At 60.7% G+C, this 17,357-nt stretch carries 15 protein-coding genes; 2 read left to right on the top strand and 13 right to left on the bottom strand.

The genetic code is table 11. From position 1 onward, the window contains the following. Positions 1 to 6: 6 nt before the first annotated feature. From IPI01_18575 to IPI01_18515, 13 genes are all read right to left on the bottom strand, one after another. On the bottom strand, positions 7 to 1,455 hold the full coding sequence (locus IPI01_18575; GenBank protein ID MBK7259763.1) for a hypothetical protein: 1,449 nt from the start codon (positions 1,453 to 1,455) through the stop codon (positions 7 to 9). A gap of 3 nt (positions 1,456 to 1,458) precedes the next feature. After that, positions 1,459 to 2,697: a DUF4857 domain-containing protein gene (locus tag IPI01_18570; protein MBK7259762.1), complete on the bottom strand. Its 1,239-nt coding sequence runs from the start codon at positions 2,695 to 2,697 to the stop codon at positions 1,459 to 1,461. After that, entirely contained in the window at positions 2,694 to 3,362 is a 669-nt protein-coding gene (locus IPI01_18565) for a hypothetical protein (protein MBK7259761.1), read from the bottom strand. Before IPI01_18565 ends, IPI01_18570 begins: the two co-directional genes overlap by 4 nt. Before the next feature lie 92 nt (positions 3,363 to 3,454). After that, entirely contained in the window at positions 3,455 to 4,342 is an 888-nt protein-coding gene (locus IPI01_18560) for an ABC transporter ATP-binding protein (protein ID MBK7259760.1), read from the bottom strand. Between the two features lie 14 nt (positions 4,343 to 4,356). After that, on the bottom strand, positions 4,357 to 5,457 hold the full coding sequence (locus IPI01_18555; protein ID MBK7259759.1) for a DUF4876 domain-containing protein: 1,101 nt from the start codon (positions 5,455 to 5,457) through the stop codon (positions 4,357 to 4,359). A 3-nt stretch (positions 5,458 to 5,460) separates the two neighbouring features. Continuing rightward, positions 5,461 to 6,156, bottom strand: coding sequence for a hypothetical protein (locus IPI01_18550; GenBank protein MBK7259758.1), 696 nt, complete (start codon positions 6,154 to 6,156; stop codon positions 5,461 to 5,463). Beyond that, on the bottom strand, positions 6,153 to 6,494 hold the full coding sequence (locus IPI01_18545) for a hypothetical protein (GenBank protein MBK7259757.1): 342 nt from the start codon (positions 6,492 to 6,494) through the stop codon (positions 6,153 to 6,155). The genes IPI01_18550 and IPI01_18545 overlap by 4 nt, the downstream gene beginning before the upstream one ends. A gap of 39 nt (positions 6,495 to 6,533) precedes the next feature. Next, on the bottom strand, positions 6,534 to 8,444 hold the full coding sequence (locus IPI01_18540) for a TonB-dependent receptor plug domain-containing protein (GenBank protein ID MBK7259756.1): 1,911 nt from the start codon (positions 8,442 to 8,444) through the stop codon (positions 6,534 to 6,536). Continuing rightward, positions 8,444 to 9,517, bottom strand: a complete 1,074-nt coding sequence (locus IPI01_18535) for a FecR domain-containing protein (protein MBK7259755.1) — start codon at positions 9,515 to 9,517, stop codon at positions 8,444 to 8,446. Before IPI01_18535 ends, IPI01_18540 begins: the two co-directional genes overlap by 1 nt. A 183-nt stretch (positions 9,518 to 9,700) precedes the next feature. Next, complete coding sequence (locus tag IPI01_18530) at positions 9,701 to 10,279, bottom strand: sigma-70 family RNA polymerase sigma factor (protein MBK7259754.1); 579 nt, start codon at positions 10,277 to 10,279, stop codon at positions 9,701 to 9,703. Further along, entirely contained in the window at positions 10,279 to 11,445 is a 1,167-nt protein-coding gene (locus tag IPI01_18525) for a metallophosphoesterase (GenBank protein ID MBK7259753.1), read from the bottom strand. Before IPI01_18525 ends, IPI01_18530 begins: the two co-directional genes overlap by 1 nt. Before the next feature lie 60 nt (positions 11,446 to 11,505). Beyond that, positions 11,506 to 14,043 carry a SpoIIE family protein phosphatase gene (locus IPI01_18520; GenBank protein ID MBK7259752.1) on the bottom strand — a complete coding sequence of 846 codons (2,538 nt, stop codon included), beginning with the start codon at positions 14,041 to 14,043 and terminating at the stop codon, positions 11,506 to 11,508. 2 nt (positions 14,044 to 14,045) lie between these two features. Then, complete coding sequence (locus tag IPI01_18515; protein MBK7259751.1) at positions 14,046 to 14,315, bottom strand: hypothetical protein; 270 nt, start codon at positions 14,313 to 14,315, stop codon at positions 14,046 to 14,048. Between the two features lie 262 nt (positions 14,316 to 14,577). On the opposite strand from IPI01_18515, the gene IPI01_18510 reads away from it, so the two are divergent. Both IPI01_18510 and IPI01_18505 read left to right on the top strand, forming a co-directional pair. After that, complete coding sequence (locus IPI01_18510) at positions 14,578 to 15,810, top strand: outer membrane protein transport protein (protein ID MBK7259750.1); 1,233 nt, start codon at positions 14,578 to 14,580, stop codon at positions 15,808 to 15,810. Positions 15,811 to 15,834: 24 nt separating this feature from the next. After that, on the top strand, positions 15,835 to 17,280 hold the full coding sequence (locus tag IPI01_18505) for a hypothetical protein (protein MBK7259749.1): 1,446 nt from the start codon (positions 15,835 to 15,837) through the stop codon (positions 17,278 to 17,280). Positions 17,281 to 17,357 lie beyond the last annotated feature (77 nt).

Raw genomic sequence — 17,357 nt, 5'->3', positions numbered from 1 at the left:
GTTAGGTTACAGTTCTACAAGCCTGAACAGCAGCATCGCCGACAGGTCATCCCGGACCGTGGCGGCACCAGTGCTGCGGTGCGTATAGCGGGTCACCCATTCGACGTGCGCGATACTGCCGAGCGGCACGGCGATGCCCGCACTGACGCTCTGTCCGGACACCTCGCGTCCGCCCGAGCGGACATCCACTCCCATGCCGCCGAAGGAATAACTGGCGCGGAGCGTGCCGATCCCGCTGATCGGCACCTCCACACCGGCCTGCACCCGGAATTCTCCGGTGCGGACAATGGCGTACCGGTTGTCGATGTACTTGGAGGAATCGGTGTGTACGAATGTGTACTCGCCCTCGACGGCGACGAGTGTCCCTCCATCGTCCAGCCCGAGCGATGCGCCAAGTCCAAGAGCGGTTTCCGCTCCTTCAGCATCCCACACGAGAAGATCCATCGACGGATACTTCGACCATTCCCGCTGGAAGCGGTGCGACACTCCGCACCCGATGGTCATCTTCGGCGCAACCAGCAGGCGAGCCCGGGCAGCAGCCTCATACCATGTTCGTTGCGCAAAGCCATCCTCGAACTCGATCTCGTCCGAGATCTCCACCAGGTCACGGGTCCGCGATAGCCCCGCCACGCCATACGCACCAACGTGCAGGCCCTCCATCGGTATCCATGACGCCTGGACACTGTACTCCTCACCGGTGCGACGCACCGTCTGATCGATCGCGGCGTCCCTGCGAAGCCGTGCGACACTTTCGCCACGGTAACGGAACACCTCAACCTCGAGCAGGTCTTCCCTGTCACAGTTGATCCGCTCCTGATCGTCGAATGGTCGGATCGTAACACCAAGAGCAAGGCCGTCACCCGCATCGTACGCGACCCCCGCAGAACCATGGATGCTCCGGAACAGGCTCTTGGCGTTCGTGGGCAGGTCCTTGAGCCCGTCCTGCAATGCATACCCCAGCTCTGCACCGATGATCAGGTCCGGAAACAACTCATAGGAATACGTGAACGCGACCGACGGCCCCTTGTATGTGAATGAGCCGGTGGTGGTGTCCGCAAGATAGTAGGCTTCGCCACCGTACGGCGTTCGCTTGAGCGACCGGTACACGCTGCTCCGTTCTTCGATCCCGTACGCGGCGAAACCACGGAACGTCCCGCGCGATCCCAGCGATTTCACTCCTTCAAACCCGGCGCCGTAGGTACTGACATGTCCCGGATCGAAGATCCGGTGGTAGGCGCCCCATCGGTTCCCGACCTGCGGCGTGAATGTCAACCAGTTGACGGTCTCATCCCGGAGCATCCAGGCGGGATTCTGCCCGAACCGGTACAGCGACAGGGACGTGCGCGGGTCGTCGAGCGCATACCGCATCGATCCGAGCGATTCCAGACGCAGATCCTGCGCGTGAACGCCCGTTACGAACATCACACATCCTATCAGGAGGGCTCGCCGCATCATGACCTATTCTTCCGGCGGAGGGATCATGTGCACAGCCAGCAGGCCAAAGATGCCCGACACGGCAACGAGAACGATATCCGCCACGTGGCCACGGATCTTCCGGCGACGCAGCCGGATGCTCACCAGCAACACGATCACCGACACCAGGAGCACCCACAGGGCGTGCACGCTCCCGGCCGATGCATACAGATTGACGAACGGCGAGTCAGCATCTTCCAGGTGGATCGCGAACGGGAACAGCGCCGAGGCAACGTGGCCCGCGGTCGCCTCCACGCGGGTCGGCCACGATTCGCTGTACCGTGCCTTGACGGCATATGCCCGGTCGGTCACGATCGTCTCCAGCCAGCCGTCACCCTGCACCGTGAGCGTCCGGAAGAACAGATCCCCGCCGAAGAACAAGGCACACGTCCGGTGGTCATACCGTTCAAGCGGCAAACGGATCAGGCGATAGGCGTCATAAGAGATCAGGCTCACGGAGTTGTCTTCGGCGATGACGAATCCGTAATACTCCCTGAGACTGGTCTCGGCGATGAACATCTGGAGGATCCGGGGTGTGGCAGGTATCCCGGTCAACCGGCAAAAAGGCTTCCCGCGCACCATCTTGATGTGGAACACCCTATCCGCGGCATCCACAACAAAGTATCCTTCGTCGAACGCTTTGCGCGTCGTGGGATTCCCGGCGATCTGCTTCGCCGGGAACCGGAAGCCACGCCCGGCCAACGTATCGGTAAAGAGACGTGTCTGATCCTCGTTGACCGTGTTGGTCGCCGCATCGATGAACTCCATCCGGTCCGTGATACGGAAGAATGCATCGGGCATCTCGAGCTTCACACGGCCGGACTTCGACTCGATCATCGGGAAGAGCGGGATCTGCGGCATCCCGATGTCCGCAGGCATGATGCGCACGAACAGGTTGTTCAGCGCGATCTCTTTGAGGTCCAGCTTCACGCCCCGCAACGAGTCCGGCATCTGACCCGTCGCCGCAAGCTGGCGGTAGTTCGCAAGCGGCAAGAGACGTTCGTACTCTTCGCGCGTGTATTCCTTCCCTGTCAGGTCCATGTACCGGACAGCCTTGTTCTCGGGTTTCAGCAGGAAGAACTGGTCCGTCACCGGACTGTACGATACGCGGGGTGCGCGAATGCTGACATCGAATGCTTTCCAGTAGTAATGCGGGATCGTCCAGGCGAAGACCAGAATGAGGAGGACGACCAGAGCCAGACGGGCGAAACGGATCGTCTTCATCGCACCCCCTTCCGGAACCGGTGTCCCGACAGCAGGATGCCGGTCGTCGTCAGGGTGCCAAGAAGGATGAACCAGAGAAGGGAGGGACGATATGCTTCGATCGCACCAGGGAGCACCAGAGCATCCAGGAACCCATAGGCAAGGAAGATCAGAAATGCGCGCCGGATCCATCGCGGCTCAACGACGATCGTCGCCGCCATGAAATAACTGATGATCCCGGCCACGAACCAGGGGGCCATCGTCCGGACCATCGAGAGCACCACTTCCGAGGGGAAGGACCGGGCGGCGACGCCAACCACCGCGAGGAGTGTCGCGGCAAGGAGCGCCGTGACCATCCCCGCACCATAGGCGACCATCCAGAGGAGGACCTGATTCTCACGCAGTGGGAGGTGCAGGGCCAGCTTCAGCCGGGCCTGCAGCACCTCGGGAACGAACTGCGCCACAGCCACCGCCATGCCGACCAGCAGGGGCACATACCGGAGGCTGCTGTAGAAGGGATACTGCATCAGAATGATGTAGGACCAGACCGCGGTCGGCTTCTCGAGGGTCATCAGGTGGCTCACATCAAGAGCCACATTTACGGTGATCCCCGTGCACACCAGGACCATCGCCAGGAAGGTCCACCGGATCTTCAGCCACTGTTTGAACGCTATCGCTCTGAACATGCTTCGTTTCTTTCTCTGTTCGGATCGCCGCCACGCGGGACCTGATCTCATTCCCGGATAGTTACTCTCTTCACGCGTCACTGTGCACTGCTTCAGTATTTTCCCGTGATCCCGATGAACGCATCTTCCAGCGACATCGGCACTTCCTTCAGCCCTTCAAACCCCACACCCTTGCCGGTGAGATACGCTTCCACGTCCGCCCGGGGTTTGAACGAATAGACCGTCGCATGGTTCTTGATGCACTCCGTGTTCTTCACCACATCATCCTTCGGGAGCTTCAGGTCGGCGACCGCGGAGGTGAACGTGAACCGCTTGAACTCGGCCTGGAACTGCTTGATCGGCATGGTGACCAGAACGCTGCGGTAGTCGATGATCACACAGTCGTCGATCAACCCCTCGAGGTCCTGAATGATATGCGACGTGATGAAGATGGTCTTCCCCTCCGCCCGTGCATATTCCTGGAGATAGTCGATGAACAGGCGCCGGTACCCCGCATCCAGCCCCATCGAATAGTCGTCCAGCACCATCAGATCGGGGTCCTGCGCCAGGATGAGGCCGAGCGCGACCTGCGACCGCTGTCCGCACGACATCGTGGAGAGCTTCTGGTACTCCGTCACCTCCAGCTTTGCCATCAGCTCGTAGTACGGCGTCTTGTTCCACCGTGGGAAGAACGCGGAATAGAACTTCTCGATCTGTGTGATGGTCATGAACGAATACTGCACATGCCCTTCGATCAGGAAGCCCATGCGTGCCTTCGTTGCAGGGGTGAGTGCGCGCGAATCCTCGCCGAACACCACGCACTGCCCGCCGGCAGGCGTGAGGAATCCGTTCAGGATGTTGATCGTCGTGGTCTTCCCCGTCCCGTTCTTGCCGAGAAGTCCGAAGATGCTCCCGCGGCGGACGTTGAAGTTCATGTTCTCGAAGACCAGGCGCTTCCCGTAATAATGCGTCAGGTTCCTGCATTCAACAGCGTACTCCATAGCATTCCTTTCCGTCATTGACGTCCCGGCGTTGCGACCGGAATGATCACAAAGTCCAGCAGTGCATCGTTCGAATCACTCCCCGGTTCCACACGCTGCATCGACTGGCCGCTGTACTTCGGGGGGCTCAGTGCAACGCCCCGGTCAAGCCGCGCGTCCAGCGTCTTCTTGAGCGCAGGGGGTGCGCTCGATTGATACTCAACGGCATCCACCACCGTGCCGATATCGATCCCATCCGTCCAGAGCGTATCCCGTCCCGATGCGATCACGATGACATCAGAGGAGAGATTGATCAGGAAATCCACGGTCCGGTCTGAGCGCATGTTCATGAGATTCGCTACATGCGGGTTGTCCACATCCTCGGGCGAATACTGGTTATAGAACTCCCAATCGGCGCCCGACAGATCGAAGCTGTTCGGGAAGAAGGATTTGTGATCGACCGCGTCGACCGCGAGAACGACGAACTGGCCGGGACGGATCGGGTGCTCGGTTCCCCCCGGCGCCCCCGGAAAGCGGAAGATGTACGTCACGCCATCGATGTCGCCGTCACCCCCCTCATCCGCACCGGGCCCGCTCTCACCAGCGTCACTATTGCCGGACACGCGCGCAACCAGCATCCCGTCCAGATACCGCACGCTGTCGCTGGCATTATAGAGCTCAATGAACTGGTCGTAGAAGAAGAACATATTGTTGATGGGCCCGGCGGCATAGATCTCGTTGATCGCAATGCCCGTGCTGGAAATGGGTTTCGCCATGACCGTATCGGCGGACACCTGCCCCGACCGCACCACGAGACCTATCGCCGACCCGACCAGCTGGATGCCTGGATCAAGCGGATGGGCACGACGAACAGACACGGTGTACGTCGACGCGGGAAGGTGATCGAGGGTGACCGTGCCGGAGAGGTCGGTGGCCCGGACCATCGTCCCGTACTCGGAGATCAGCGTCACCTTTGCCCCGGCAAGCGGCACATACACCGGGAGCGAATCGTTGCCGCTGGAATTCCAGACGGCCTTCACCACGATCGTCGCATTCCCGTCAACGGTCACCGGCGGATCCTGCACACATCCGGCCATACCGATCAGCGCGACGAGCATCAAGAGCATCGGCCGCATGGATCAGTCTCCCTTCCTGAACAGATCATCGATCACCATACTGAACTCCAGCCCGTAGAACAATGGCGGGTTCCGGGTCTGCTCATCGCTCTCCGTCGCGGTCCGCATATACCGCGTGATCGCGGGATCGTCGAGAACGTTGTTGATGTAGAACGACACCTCTGCCCCCTTGAAGAGCGACTTGCTGATGTTCACACTGAGCAGCCATTTGAGGTACCGCGATTGCACCGCCTCATCGAAGTCGCGCTGCACCAGGTCCGCCGGGGTGAGCATCGACCGATCGACAGGAACCTTACTCGAGAACTGGTAACGTTCCCAGATGGTCTGTTCGGCACGTACCGTGACCCACAGCCCCAGCGGTGCAACCGTATAGCGGAGGTAGTAATTGACAAGCAGCCGGTCCCGCCATTCGACCAGGGAAGGATACCACCAACCGATCATCGTGTCGGTTCCTGCAACAGTGTGGTTCGGGAACTGGCCCTGGCTGGCATCGGGACTCTCGCCATACGACCACGTCGTATGACCGAACACGGAATTGCTGTAGGAGCCGACGATGCGGAACTCCATATTGAGGGGCCGGATGGTGCCCGTGCGCAGACTGAACTCGATCCCTTTGCTCTTCGTCCACCCGTCATTCATGTACAGATTGTACGTATCAACGTAGTAGGCGACCGTCTTTCCCCCGGTCAGGGTCGTCACGAAGGTGGGAAGGATCTGTCGTCCGGTTCGTGGTCGCGTTCCCGGAAATAGCCGGTGAGTGTGACCCCGGCCGACCCGAACAGCTTCTGATCGAACGACATCTCGATCTGTCCCTCGCGATACCCCTGAAGTCCGGGGACCCAGCGGTCGGGCCGGAGATAGACCAGGGCACCATTGCCCGGGTTCCGCCAACGTACCACATCGGGCGGAGGGAAGACCGCGCTCATCGGAGGAGACTTCGACGAGAACCCCGCACTCAGCCGGAGCTGATTGGTCTCCGAGAACCCCAGGAGCAGACTCATGCGGGGATTGAAGAACGATCCATGATGGGACCGCACGAGATCACCATCACCCCACAACCCTTTCAGGGACACGCTCTACGGACGATACATTTCGTAACGCGCCCCGAAGGTCAAAGCAAAATCGACTCCCCAGTGCCCCGCGATCCGGTCCTCTGCATAGATGCTCGCCAGGATCTGGCCGGGGATACTGTCGAACGAATACGGGAGTCTCCCTGACAGCGATCCATAGTAATTGTACAGTGTGTCAAGCAGCAGACCCTCGCCGGTGTTGGCGTTGTATTGCATGTCCATGCCCACCAGAGTCCGATGGATGAGATCGCCGGTGAAGAACGTGTTATTCCACTCCAGCCTCCCGCCGATGGTCCATTCAATGCCACGGGAATCCACCTGTGCGATATAGGAAGAGATCGTGTCACCATTCGGCAGGATCCGCAGATCGGCCTGGATGAGTTTGGACCGGTGGCTGTCCACTCTCCTGTAGGTCAGATAGGTATTGAACTCCAGGTCCGAGATCCCGGGCACGAAGGAGTACTTCCCCCACGCCGCAATGCCCAGCGTGTGCCCGCGGTTATAGTTGTGCGTGCGGTACACATCGCCCTTCGGCTCTTCCTCATCGAAGATCTTCTGTCCGTGGACCTTCGAGCTGAGGGTCAGGGCATCACCCAGCATCGTCGTCGTGTGGACGAGCTGGCCGGTCAGACGGGTGTATTCATCTCCGTCCTTGCGCACGTCGCGTTCACTCCTGGCCACATTGACGTTGTAACTCAGACCATCGGTTCCGAGATTGAATCCGCCACCGAGGTTCGCCTCCCGCGTATCCGGGTTATTCTTGACCTTCAGGCGATTCGGTTGTGCCCCGATCTTCGTCTGCACATTGATCAACCCTGACGTCATGTCACCGTAGCGCACCGAAGGCATGCCGCTCACCACTTCAACCGACGCCACATTGTCCGCCGGGATCGTGCGCAGATCGGCCCCCGACCCCATGGTCGTCGCGCCTGCCTTGGCACCGGAGTACTGCTCGAACTGAAGATTGGCATTGTTGGAGACCGGAATACCATCCACCATCACCAGTGTCCCGAACGACGAAAGTACATCCAGCTCGCGGCCCCGGAGGGCGATCTGGCTGGTCTTGCCGAGGCCGGGATTCTCGGTCTTCTGCACCCCCGGCACGAGATCCAGAACATCACCGATACTGGATGCCTGGAAGTGTTCGATCTCGGCGCTGGAAATCGTGGTCTTGCTCTGTGCTTCGCGCGGCAGAGCGTCGCTGGAACCCACCACCTCGATGGCCCCGATCATGAACGACGTCTCGTCCATCAGGAAATCCGCCGCAACGGTCTCGCCGGCACGCACCATCACCTGACGGGAGATCTTCGCAAATCCCATGCACGAGATCTCAAGCGTGTAGAGCCCGGGCTGCAGTTTCGGGATGGTGTACTTCCCCAGCACATCGGCGGAAGCACCGATCCGCGTCCCACGGATCATGACATGCGCACCAACAAGCGGCTCGCCGTTCTTTCCCTGCACTACGCCCCGAAGAGTGCCCACGGTCTCCGCAACGCGCTGTTCATTCCCGATGATCACCTGTCCGCGCGCAGAGACGACGTAATTGATGCCGCGCCCGAGGAGGAGCTCATCCAGCACATGCTGCACCGGCTTGCGCTCCGCGGCGATGCTCACACCGCGAACTGCCACCCGCTCGTCATTGAAGACGAGTTCAACGCCGGCGAGCTCACCCACACGCACCAGGATCTCCCGCAGTGTCCGGTCGCGCATCACCAGCGTGATGGGCTTCGCCATCTTCTCATTGGCAAAAGTGCCGCCATCGGTGATCTGGCCCCACTCCGCGACCGGGTCGAACTTCAAAGCATCGGGCTCCAGCATCACCGGCTCGCCTTCGCCTTCCTGGGGAAGTACACGCCCGGCCGGAAGAAGCAGGCCGATGAGCAGCAGGAACCGGAAGAGATGTGGCCGTGTGGTCATCAGCGCACCACCACCGTCCGGCCATCACGATGAATGGACACATCCATGGCAAGCGCGATCTGGGAAAGGACCACATCGATGGAATCGACGGAGAACGTCCCGGTCAATGTCCGCGAACGGATCGCCGGGGTCTTGAATTCCACATGCATATCGTACACTTCTTCGATCTCGGTCATAACATCTTCGAGCGGGGTCTTCTTGAATGCCATGCGGTTCTCCCGCCAGGCGAGCGATGTATGGAGGTCCACCCGATGCGGCTTTGACAATTCACCCGACGCCGTGGCGGTCACCCCTTCTCCCCTCTCGAGGTCGACCGACCCGCCTTTGCTCCGGCTCACGACGCGGACCTTTCCGCGGGAAACGACCACGTCAACCTTGTCGCGCCGGTACCGCACGCCGAACTCTGTTCCCCGCACCTCCGTAAATGACGCACCGGTGTACACCCGGAAGGGCCTCGAAGGATCGGGCGCAACGGCGAAATAGGCCTCACCCTCGAGCACCACGCGCCGTTCCGTACCTCCGAACGCAGGATCGACCGACAACCTGCTTGCCGCGTTGAGGTGTACCACGGTCCCATCCGGCAGTGGGATCATTGCACGGCGGCCGTTGGCCGTCGTGTACTCCCGCTCGGGGCCGATCATGGATCCCGGAACGGAACGCTCTGTCGCCGCCGGGTGGCTCCGGCCTGCCAGCCAGAAGATACCGGACGTCAGGCCAGCCATGACGACAAGCACCATCATGCCAACCCCGATCGACCGGAACGCCCGCATCGGCCGCCGCCTGAGCTCCGGCATCCGTACCGGTGCATGGTCCGGGTGAACTGGAACGGGGATATCGGCCGGAGTGTTCAGCCTCGATTCAAGAATGGCCCACTGGCCCAAAGGGTCGGGCACGACAGGAACCCCGGCACGGCCGGCCTTGTCCCACGTCTCAGCAACCGCCGCGAATTCCTCCCGGTGAACATCGGATTCCTTCAGCCACGCATCCAGGAATTCGCGTTCCTCCTGGGAGGCATGGCCCCGGAGGACCTTCACCATGAACGGCACATCGACCATACGTTGAAGATACGACATAGAGGAACCGATTTGATGGCACATTGTCACATCAGAAAGAATCGCCGCTGGACTTGTGACACAGGGAAGAACGGAGCATGACCTGCCGGGACTTAGGCAACGAAGAGGCGGGGTGATCTGGAAGGGACTTCCGGAAAGGCTTCCTGCCGCCTATAGAGAATACGGCGCAGAAAGAAAAAAGTACTATCCGCCGTCGCCGTCGACGAGACGTTTTCGCAGGAGGGTCAGGGCGCGGCTTATCTGGTTCTTCACCGTCTGCACCGAGATCTGCATTGTCACCGCGATCTCGTCATTGTTCATGTCATGATAGCGGCTCAGCACGAACGCCACCCGGCTGCGTTCGGGGAGGTACGTGAGCGCATTCAGAACCTCATCGGCCGCAAGCCGTCTGGCATACTCTTCCTCCGGGTCCCGTGAGTAGCGAACGAGAACCTCTTCCGGCGCGCCGGTGATCTCCAGCGAAGGCTTCCGGCGGTCCGCTTCGTCCAGCACCAGATTGCGTGCGATCCTGAACAGGTAGCTCGCAGGGGAGCCCGTTGCGTCCAGGCGATCCCGCGCATCCCAGAACCGCAGGAATGTATCCTGCGTGAGGTCCTCGGCGACCTGCCTGTCGCGGGTCAACCGGAAGATGAACCGGAAGACATCGGGTTGGAACAGAAAGAAGAAGTCACGGAACGATGCCCGGTCACCGGAACGGATGCCACGGACCAGGCGTTCCAGCACGCCTTCGGGCAGCCTATCGATCGCCCGGGTGTGGTCCATCAGTGGTGGCCGGCGAATGTCATCGTGATCTCGACGATCTCGGGGCGGTTGCCGATGCGGACCGGGGGGCCCCAGCTCCCGACACCACTGGAGACGTAGAACTGCGTCTCCCCCTTCCTGAGATATCCCCAACTCTGTTCATACACCATGGTGGTGATATAGTTGAAGGGCCAGAGTTGACCGTGGTGCGTGTGGCCCGACAGCTGCAGGTCCACTCCCGCCGCCACGACGCTATCCAGATCGAACGGCTGGTGGTCCATGAGAATGATGGGCCTGTCCCGCCTCACACCTTCAAGGAGACTCGTGAGATCCTTGCGCCGCTCCCCGCCGAACTGGCGGCTGCTTCTGTCCTCGCGTCCCACCAGCGTGATGCCATGCGCAAGCACCACGGAGGTGTCACGCAGCATGGTGATGCCATGCTCCTGCAGATACGCAACGGCCTTCGCGGCACCGCCAATGTATTCGTGGTTTCCGGTGATGCCATAGACACCCATGGGCGCGTGGATCGTGCGCAGGATCTCTCCGGTGTTCTCTTTGATGACCGGCGCGAGGTCCTCGTCCACGATGTCCCCCGCGAGGAGGATGAGGTCGGGTTTCAGTATCTCCAACTCTTCCGCAATACCCTGCAGTCGTGACCGTCCGACGATCGTACCGAGATGGATGTCGGAGATCAACACGGCGCGGACCGCGCGTGCACCGTCGGCGGATTTGGCGATCGGGACGGTGATCCGGTGGGTGCGTGGGAATCGCGCATTGAGGTGGCCGCCGATGAGCAGCATGCCCACTACAGCGGTCACGCTCCAGAAGAGGATGCGCATCGCAGGGTACGGGTCGGACGTCACGGACGCCGGGAACCAGGGAACGATCGCGGCACTCAGACGGAGCAGATCGATGACCAGGACGGCGAAGAAGAAATAGACCAGGGCCGCAAGCCAGAACGACCCGATCCACACAAAGATGTCGCTGACGTGGGACAGCCAGTAGTTCTCCAGGACGCGTCCGAGAATGAACGATATCCCAAGGAAGAGGCCAGCCCACAGGATCACCGACCGCATCGGGTCACCCGCTGGAAAGCACTGCATGCCGCGGCGGAGGACGTACGCATTGATGAGGAAGTAGACGGCAAAGACAATGGAAAAGAAGACGACCACGCGGTTGACTTTCATAAGAGAGCGGTTATCCGATCAGGGAATATACGAAAGCGGAATGGAAAAACGAAAAGCAGATCACACCGCCTTGACGACGACGATCGTCTGATCGTCGTGCTGCTCCAGCCCGGCACCAAAGGCACGGACATCCGCGGCGATCGCATCGCGCATTGCCGTCGCCGGGAGGCCAGCATGGGCCTGCAGGATCGCACCCACGCGCGCGTCGCCGTACTCTTCGCCCGATGCATTCCTTGCCTCGGTCACCCCATCGGTGATGAAGAGCATGACGTCCCCGGCCGCAAACCCCACATCCCGACCCTCGAGTTCGCGCGCGAACACTCCCGCATCGTTCAATCCGAGGCCCAGACCACGGGTCAGCACAAGTTCCACCCGCCCTTCCGCGGCATGATAGTGGTACAGGGGGAGATGGCCGGCGCGGACCAGCGTGAAACGTTTCTCCTCGGCCACATACCGGGCACCCAGAGCGGTCACGAAGGAGGACCGTTCGAGATCACTGCACAGCAGGCGGTTGGCACGAATGAACCCCTCTCGCGGCGGCGAGTCGAACCCGTACAACGAGCGGAGGATCCCCTGGACCTTCGACATGTACAGCGCGGCCGAGGTTCCTTTGCCGCTGACGTCCCCGACCACCACCATGAGTTCCTTCCCGTTCCACCCGAGGTAATCGTAGAAATCGCCCCCCACTTCCTGTGCCGGGATCGAGATGCCGGCGATGTCCAGTCCCGGAACCTCAGGCGTGGTAGAGGGAAGCGAACTGAGCTGGATCCGCCGGGCGATATTCAGCTCGTGGCGCATCCGCTCCTTCTCGGCGTGCTCTTCATAGAGGAATGCGTTGTCGATGGACACCGCGCTCTGCTTCGCGACACCCGACAGGAACGCAAGGTCCTCTTCCCCGAAGGATGTATCCGCAAGTTTCTCGCCGACAAGCAATGCCCCGACGAGGCGGTCATGGGAGCGGATGGGCACGACAACCTGGAACCCGTGTTCGCCGAGGAGCGACGCCACTGCCGCAGGCAGAAGCGCAACCCGGACGGGGGGTGCATGCGAGCCTATCGCTGCAGCAAGATCGACCCCGGATGTGCATGCGATCCCTTCCCACGCTTCGCGCGGGAGGCCTGCGACCGCTTCGCAACAGCACTCCTTTCCGTTGCGGAAGACCAGCAAGCCTGCACTGCGTATCCGCATCAGGTCCACGAGGGCCTCAACGATCCCGCGCGCGATGTCGTTCATGGAGAGCCGCGACGAGAGGACCTCGGCGAGCGAAGCTGCCGCCCGCCGATAGTCGAATTGCGTGCGATAGTATTTCCGGTCGATGAACGCCTGTCCCCATTTCCGGAGATACCAGAGATTGATCCAGACCAGCGCTCCGGCAGCAAGCATCATGAGACGCTCGAGGAACACGCGATCTTCCGGTGATGCCGGCGCCGGGTCGATCTCCACCGACAGGCCGGTGACCGTGATGCCGGGTACCTCGATCGGAAGATCGGGGATGGCAAAGAGCAGCCGGATGAAAAGCACACCGACCAGGATGCCCCAACCCCAGCTGAGCGCCGTGTATTGCACGTTCCGCCGGATGCGGAAATCGATATCGATGAGCTGGTACCTGACGATGACATAGAGGTAGGACAGGGGGATACCGAGAAGCAGGATCCCCACAAATCCGGCATACCCGCCGATCCCTGCAATGGCCAGTCCGATCGTCAGTGCCACGACGATGACGTTCACGATGAGGACCGTCCAGCGGAGAGAACGGATCATCCGCTTCTGTTCGGGCTGGAGCGGTGTGATGTTCACTTTCGTGATGATCCCCGCCACGACAAGGAGCGCCATGTAGAGGGTCCAGAAGAACGATTCCTGGCCCACGAGGAGTGTGAGCGGAGAAAGCAGGGCGGTCAGATAGAGCCCCGGGATGATCCAGCGCCGGTGGGCATGGCTGGTCCGGTCCACCGGGAAGACCGTGGAACTATGGAGGCCGGCGGCCGTGCCGAAGTACAGCGCTAAGGTCCCCAGCAGCAACCGGCCTATCACAAAGAGTGTGGGATCAGGTTCGCGCCGCGTGAGGAGCACGGAGATGACGAATCCCATGCCGAGGAACTGCCATCCTATCGTACGGGCAGAGACCAGATCGGGACGCTTATTGATGAGGAACGCCCCGAAGAGCATATACGCGATGCCCGTGAGCGAGAAGATCAGGAGGGACAGCGGAAAGCCGAACTGCGTGAGCTTCACCTGAAGAACGATCGGATCGGTCCCCCGGAATCCTTCATAGAGCGTGGCGGTGCCGCTCTTTCCCCTGCGCAGCGTTGCGTCCGCATCCTGGGCATCGGTGAAACCCACACCGTTGATGCGTGAGATGACATCGCCGACACGCATACCCGCGCGGTCCGAGGCGCCTCCCGGGAGGACAGAGATAATAATGACAGAGGGTGGAAGTTCGGTGAACGCCCCATGACGCAACTCTTCCGTACGGAGGACGAAGGTGAGATACGCATCGGCGCTGGCGCGATACGCTCTGACCGTCACGCTATCAGCGCGGACCTTCGCCAGGGCCTCACGGGAGGCCTTGATGGTGCGAACAGGCTCCATCTCCACCATGGTCAGAAGGTCACCTTGTTCCAGCTTCGTGAGCTGGCTGCTCCCGGCGAGAGTCCCCTTGCCCACCCTGGGCCGGGGAGGCCCTCCAGGCGTGCCGGGATAGGGGCGGTGATCATGATCCGGGACGGCGACGTCATGAACACGTTCTCGTCCGTCGGAATGCTCGCCATATTGTAGAAGGTGACTCCGGCGATCACGACGAACACGCCAAGCGCGAGGAGGGCTGTCCCCCGCACCGTGGCTGGCGATATAGAGAGATTCTTCATGTTCATGGACAGCTTTCCCATGATAGATACGAAATCTTACACAAAATGTTGACGAATTGCCACCCCCGAGGGGTGTTGAAATATTCAACACCGGGCGAAATGGTGTCTCTACGGGGGGAAGTTTTCTGGTGCTTTTATGAGGTGCGTTGTGTAGGTTTGCATGCACGTCTACCCTATCGGCTGACCACTCAAGGGATACGCTCCCGCTACACGCTTCAGGCCGTAATCTTCTCACGCAGCACATTTCAACTACACGAAAGGAACACTTATGTCCATTGCGCGAGGTCTCTGCATCTTCGTGTTCATGGCCCTCCTGCTGGCATCCAACGCTTTTGCGGGCGGGTTCCAGCTGAACGAGCACGGTGCAAAGGGAATGGCGCAGGCGGGAGCGTTTGCAGCCCGTGCGACCGATGGATCTGCGATCTTCTGGAACCCTGCAGGTCTGGGCTTTCAGAACACCGCGTCAGCGTATGCCGGCGTCACCCTGATCATGCCGAAGGTTTCGTTTTACGGCCCGACGCAGAACAACTCCGGTGCCGAGAATAAAATGAACACGCAGATCTTCAACCCTATCAACGGATACGTGGTATACCCCATCGCTGATGGACTCACGGCGGGCTTCGGCGTGAACAACCCCTACGGGCTTGGAACCGAGTGGCCGGAGACCTGGGTCGGACGATTCATCACGGTCAAGGTCGATCTGAAGACGTTCTTCTTCACCCCGACCCTCTCCTATAGGATCCTCGACAATCTGTCCATTGGCGCGGGCTTCAACTATGTCACCGGGGAGGTCACTCTTTCACGCAGGGTCCCTGTGGCAAGCGTGGCAACACCGACGGAACCGATGGTCAACCTCGACCTGAGCGGGACCGGGATGGGCTTCAACGTCGGCCTGCTGTACAAGCCGACCACCGACCTGTCGGTTGGCCTCTCCTACCGCAGCTCTGTCAAGATCGATGCGGAAGGCACGGCGGATTTCACCCCGAATTACGCTGCGCTGAGTTTCCCCGTGGGTGATGCCGCGGCATCGCTGGAACTTCCTGCGACCGGCTTCGCTGCCGTTGCGTACAAGGTCACGGACGTGTTCACCCTCGAGGCCGACTATCAGTACATCGGGTGGTCCTCGTACGATGAGCTCAAGGTGGAATTCAAGAAGAACAACACCTCCTCGGCTTCGCCGAAGAACTACCAAGACACATATATCATCAGGTTGGGTGGCGAGTACGATCTCGGCTGCTGGAAGCTCCGCGGCGGCGTGTACTACGACCACTCGCCGGTCAAGACGGAATACCTCGAGCCGCTCCTGCCCGATGCGAACCGCATCGGCTATAACATCGGATTCGGCTATCAGCTCTCGCAGCACCTGAACGTCGATGTCGCGTATCTGTTCATCAAGTTCTCCGAACGGAAGGCCGAAAACACCATCCATGAGAACAATTTTGATGGCACGTACAAGTCGACGGTCAACCTGCTCGGCGTGAACTTCGAGTATTCTTTCTAACATCACAACCACTGGAGTGTTTCGATGAAGATCATCAATCTCTTTATCGCGCTGTTCGCTGCTGCAAGCCTCTTCGTCGGCTGTGATGTCAGCACGCCGCCGAGCGATGCGCCGAAGGGGACGCTGGATCCCGTGACCGTCAGGAAGTATGTGGCGATCGGGAACAGCCTCACTGCCGGCTACCAGTCGAGCGGCCTGTATCAGAGCGGACAGCTCTATGCGTTCCCGAACCTGATCGCGAAGCAGCTCGCGCTTGCCGGTGCCCAGCTCGGCCCCTACGAGATGCCGTGGTACTCCGATCCGGGAACTCCGGATGCAACGGGGAAAGCATCCCGCTACGAGATCATCAGTCTGGTCGGACCGGTGATCGGACCCAAGGGCCTCGCACCGGGGGCACCGACGAATTCCGTGCTCGCACGGCCGTACGACAACCTTGGCATCCCGGGTGCGGTGCTGTTCGACTTCCTTGACACGACGGCGTTCGCCGCGAAGGCGGGACCGCCGCGGAGCAACCCGCTGTTCATGCTCGTCCTGCGCCAGGCCGCACTCGGCAAGACGATCTTCCACCAGGCAAAGGCCCTCAATCCGGACCTCGTGACGTTCTGGTTGGGCAACAACGACGTCCTCGGGTTTGCGACGAGCGGCGGCGTGTCGCCCAGCGCACCGACATCGTCCGCTATCTTCGGTGTGCTGTATGCCCAGGCACTCGATTCCCTGCGCAACGCACTGCCGAATGCCAAGATCGTCGTGGCGAACATCCCTGACGTCCGCTCGATCCCCTTCTTCAACACGATCGGGCCGAAGGTGGCACCGCTCATTCCCGCCAACGTCTATCTGCGCTATCAGAAGCACGGGAACACGAGCATGTCCTTTGATTCAACGAAGCTGACCGAGACCGGCGCTCCGTTGCTCACGCTGACCGGCAGCCCGTATGCGTCGTTGCTGGGTCAGCCGACCGGCAAATGGTACCGCGACAAGGGCATCCCCGTGGCCGCCCCGATCGACACCACCAAGCCGTTCGGGTTCCATCCGCAGAATCCGTGGCCCGATGCATTGGTGCTTGACGCTGCCGAGCAGACCACCGCCGGCGACGCCGTCGCGGCCTTCAACTCCACGATCGCAACTGTTGCCGCAGCCAGGGGCGCAGCCCTTGTGGATGTGAATGCCTTCTTCAAGGGCATCAAGGCCAATGCTCTCACGGTGCAGGGGGTGAGGTACACGGCCGACTACGTGTCCGGCGGTATCTTCAGCCTGGACGGTGTCCATCCCTCCTCCCGCGGCGCCGGCATCGTTGCCAACGAATTCCTGCGGGTCATCAACGCGAAGTGGGGTTCCAGCATCCCGTTCGTGGACGTCAATTCCATCCCGGGTATCCCGGCACCGGTCGCCAAGTCCGCAACGGGTATCCCGCAGATCCCGGCCGACGCGTTCAACAGTCTGGAAATGCTGTACGGTGGTTCGGGCTGGTAGGCCGCTCTTTCCGGCCGTAGAACAGCAGTACGTAATACAAAAAGGCATCCCGCTCTTTGCGGGATGCCTTTTTTTGT

It is taken from the genome of Ignavibacteriota bacterium, from assembly GCA_016707525.1.
Classification (GTDB): domain Bacteria; phylum Bacteroidota; class Ignavibacteria; order UBA10030; family UBA6906; genus JAGDMK01.
This window is presented reverse-complemented; position numbering and strand designations above follow the sequence as displayed.

Excerpts from the sequence above, each read along its gene's own strand:
- IPI01_18575 (MBK7259763.1), bottom strand. The coding sequence starts at position 1,455 with ATGATGCGGCGAGCCCTCCTGATAGGATGTGTGATGTTCGTAACGGGC.
- IPI01_18570 (MBK7259762.1), bottom strand. The coding sequence starts at position 2,697 with ATGAAGACGATCCGTTTCGCCCGTCTGGCTCTGGTCGTCCTCCTCATT.
- IPI01_18565 (MBK7259761.1), bottom strand. The coding sequence starts at position 3,362 with ATGTTCAGAGCGATAGCGTTCAAACAGTGGCTGAAGATCCGGTGGACC.
- IPI01_18560 (MBK7259760.1), bottom strand. The coding sequence starts at position 4,342 with ATGGAGTACGCTGTTGAATGCAGGAACCTGACGCATTATTACGGGAAG.
- IPI01_18555 (MBK7259759.1), bottom strand. The coding sequence starts at position 5,457 with ATGCGGCCGATGCTCTTGATGCTCGTCGCGCTGATCGGTATGGCCGGA.
- IPI01_18540 (MBK7259756.1), bottom strand. The coding sequence starts at position 8,444 with ATGACCACACGGCCACATCTCTTCCGGTTCCTGCTGCTCATCGGCCTG.
- IPI01_18535 (MBK7259755.1), bottom strand. The coding sequence starts at position 9,517 with ATGTCGTATCTTCAACGTATGGTCGATGTGCCGTTCATGGTGAAGGTC.
- IPI01_18530 (MBK7259754.1), bottom strand. The coding sequence starts at position 10,279 with ATGGACCACACCCGGGCGATCGATAGGCTGCCCGAAGGCGTGCTGGAA.
- IPI01_18525 (MBK7259753.1), bottom strand. The coding sequence starts at position 11,445 with ATGAAAGTCAACCGCGTGGTCGTCTTCTTTTCCATTGTCTTTGCCGTC.
- IPI01_18520 (MBK7259752.1), bottom strand. The coding sequence starts at position 14,043 with ATGGTGGAGATGGAGCCTGTTCGCACCATCAAGGCCTCCCGTGAGGCC.
- IPI01_18515 (MBK7259751.1), bottom strand. The coding sequence starts at position 14,315 with ATGAACATGAAGAATCTCTCTATATCGCCAGCCACGGTGCGGGGGACA.
- IPI01_18510 (MBK7259750.1), top strand. The coding sequence starts at position 14,578 with ATGTCCATTGCGCGAGGTCTCTGCATCTTCGTGTTCATGGCCCTCCTG.
- IPI01_18505 (MBK7259749.1), top strand. The coding sequence starts at position 15,835 with ATGAAGATCATCAATCTCTTTATCGCGCTGTTCGCTGCTGCAAGCCTC.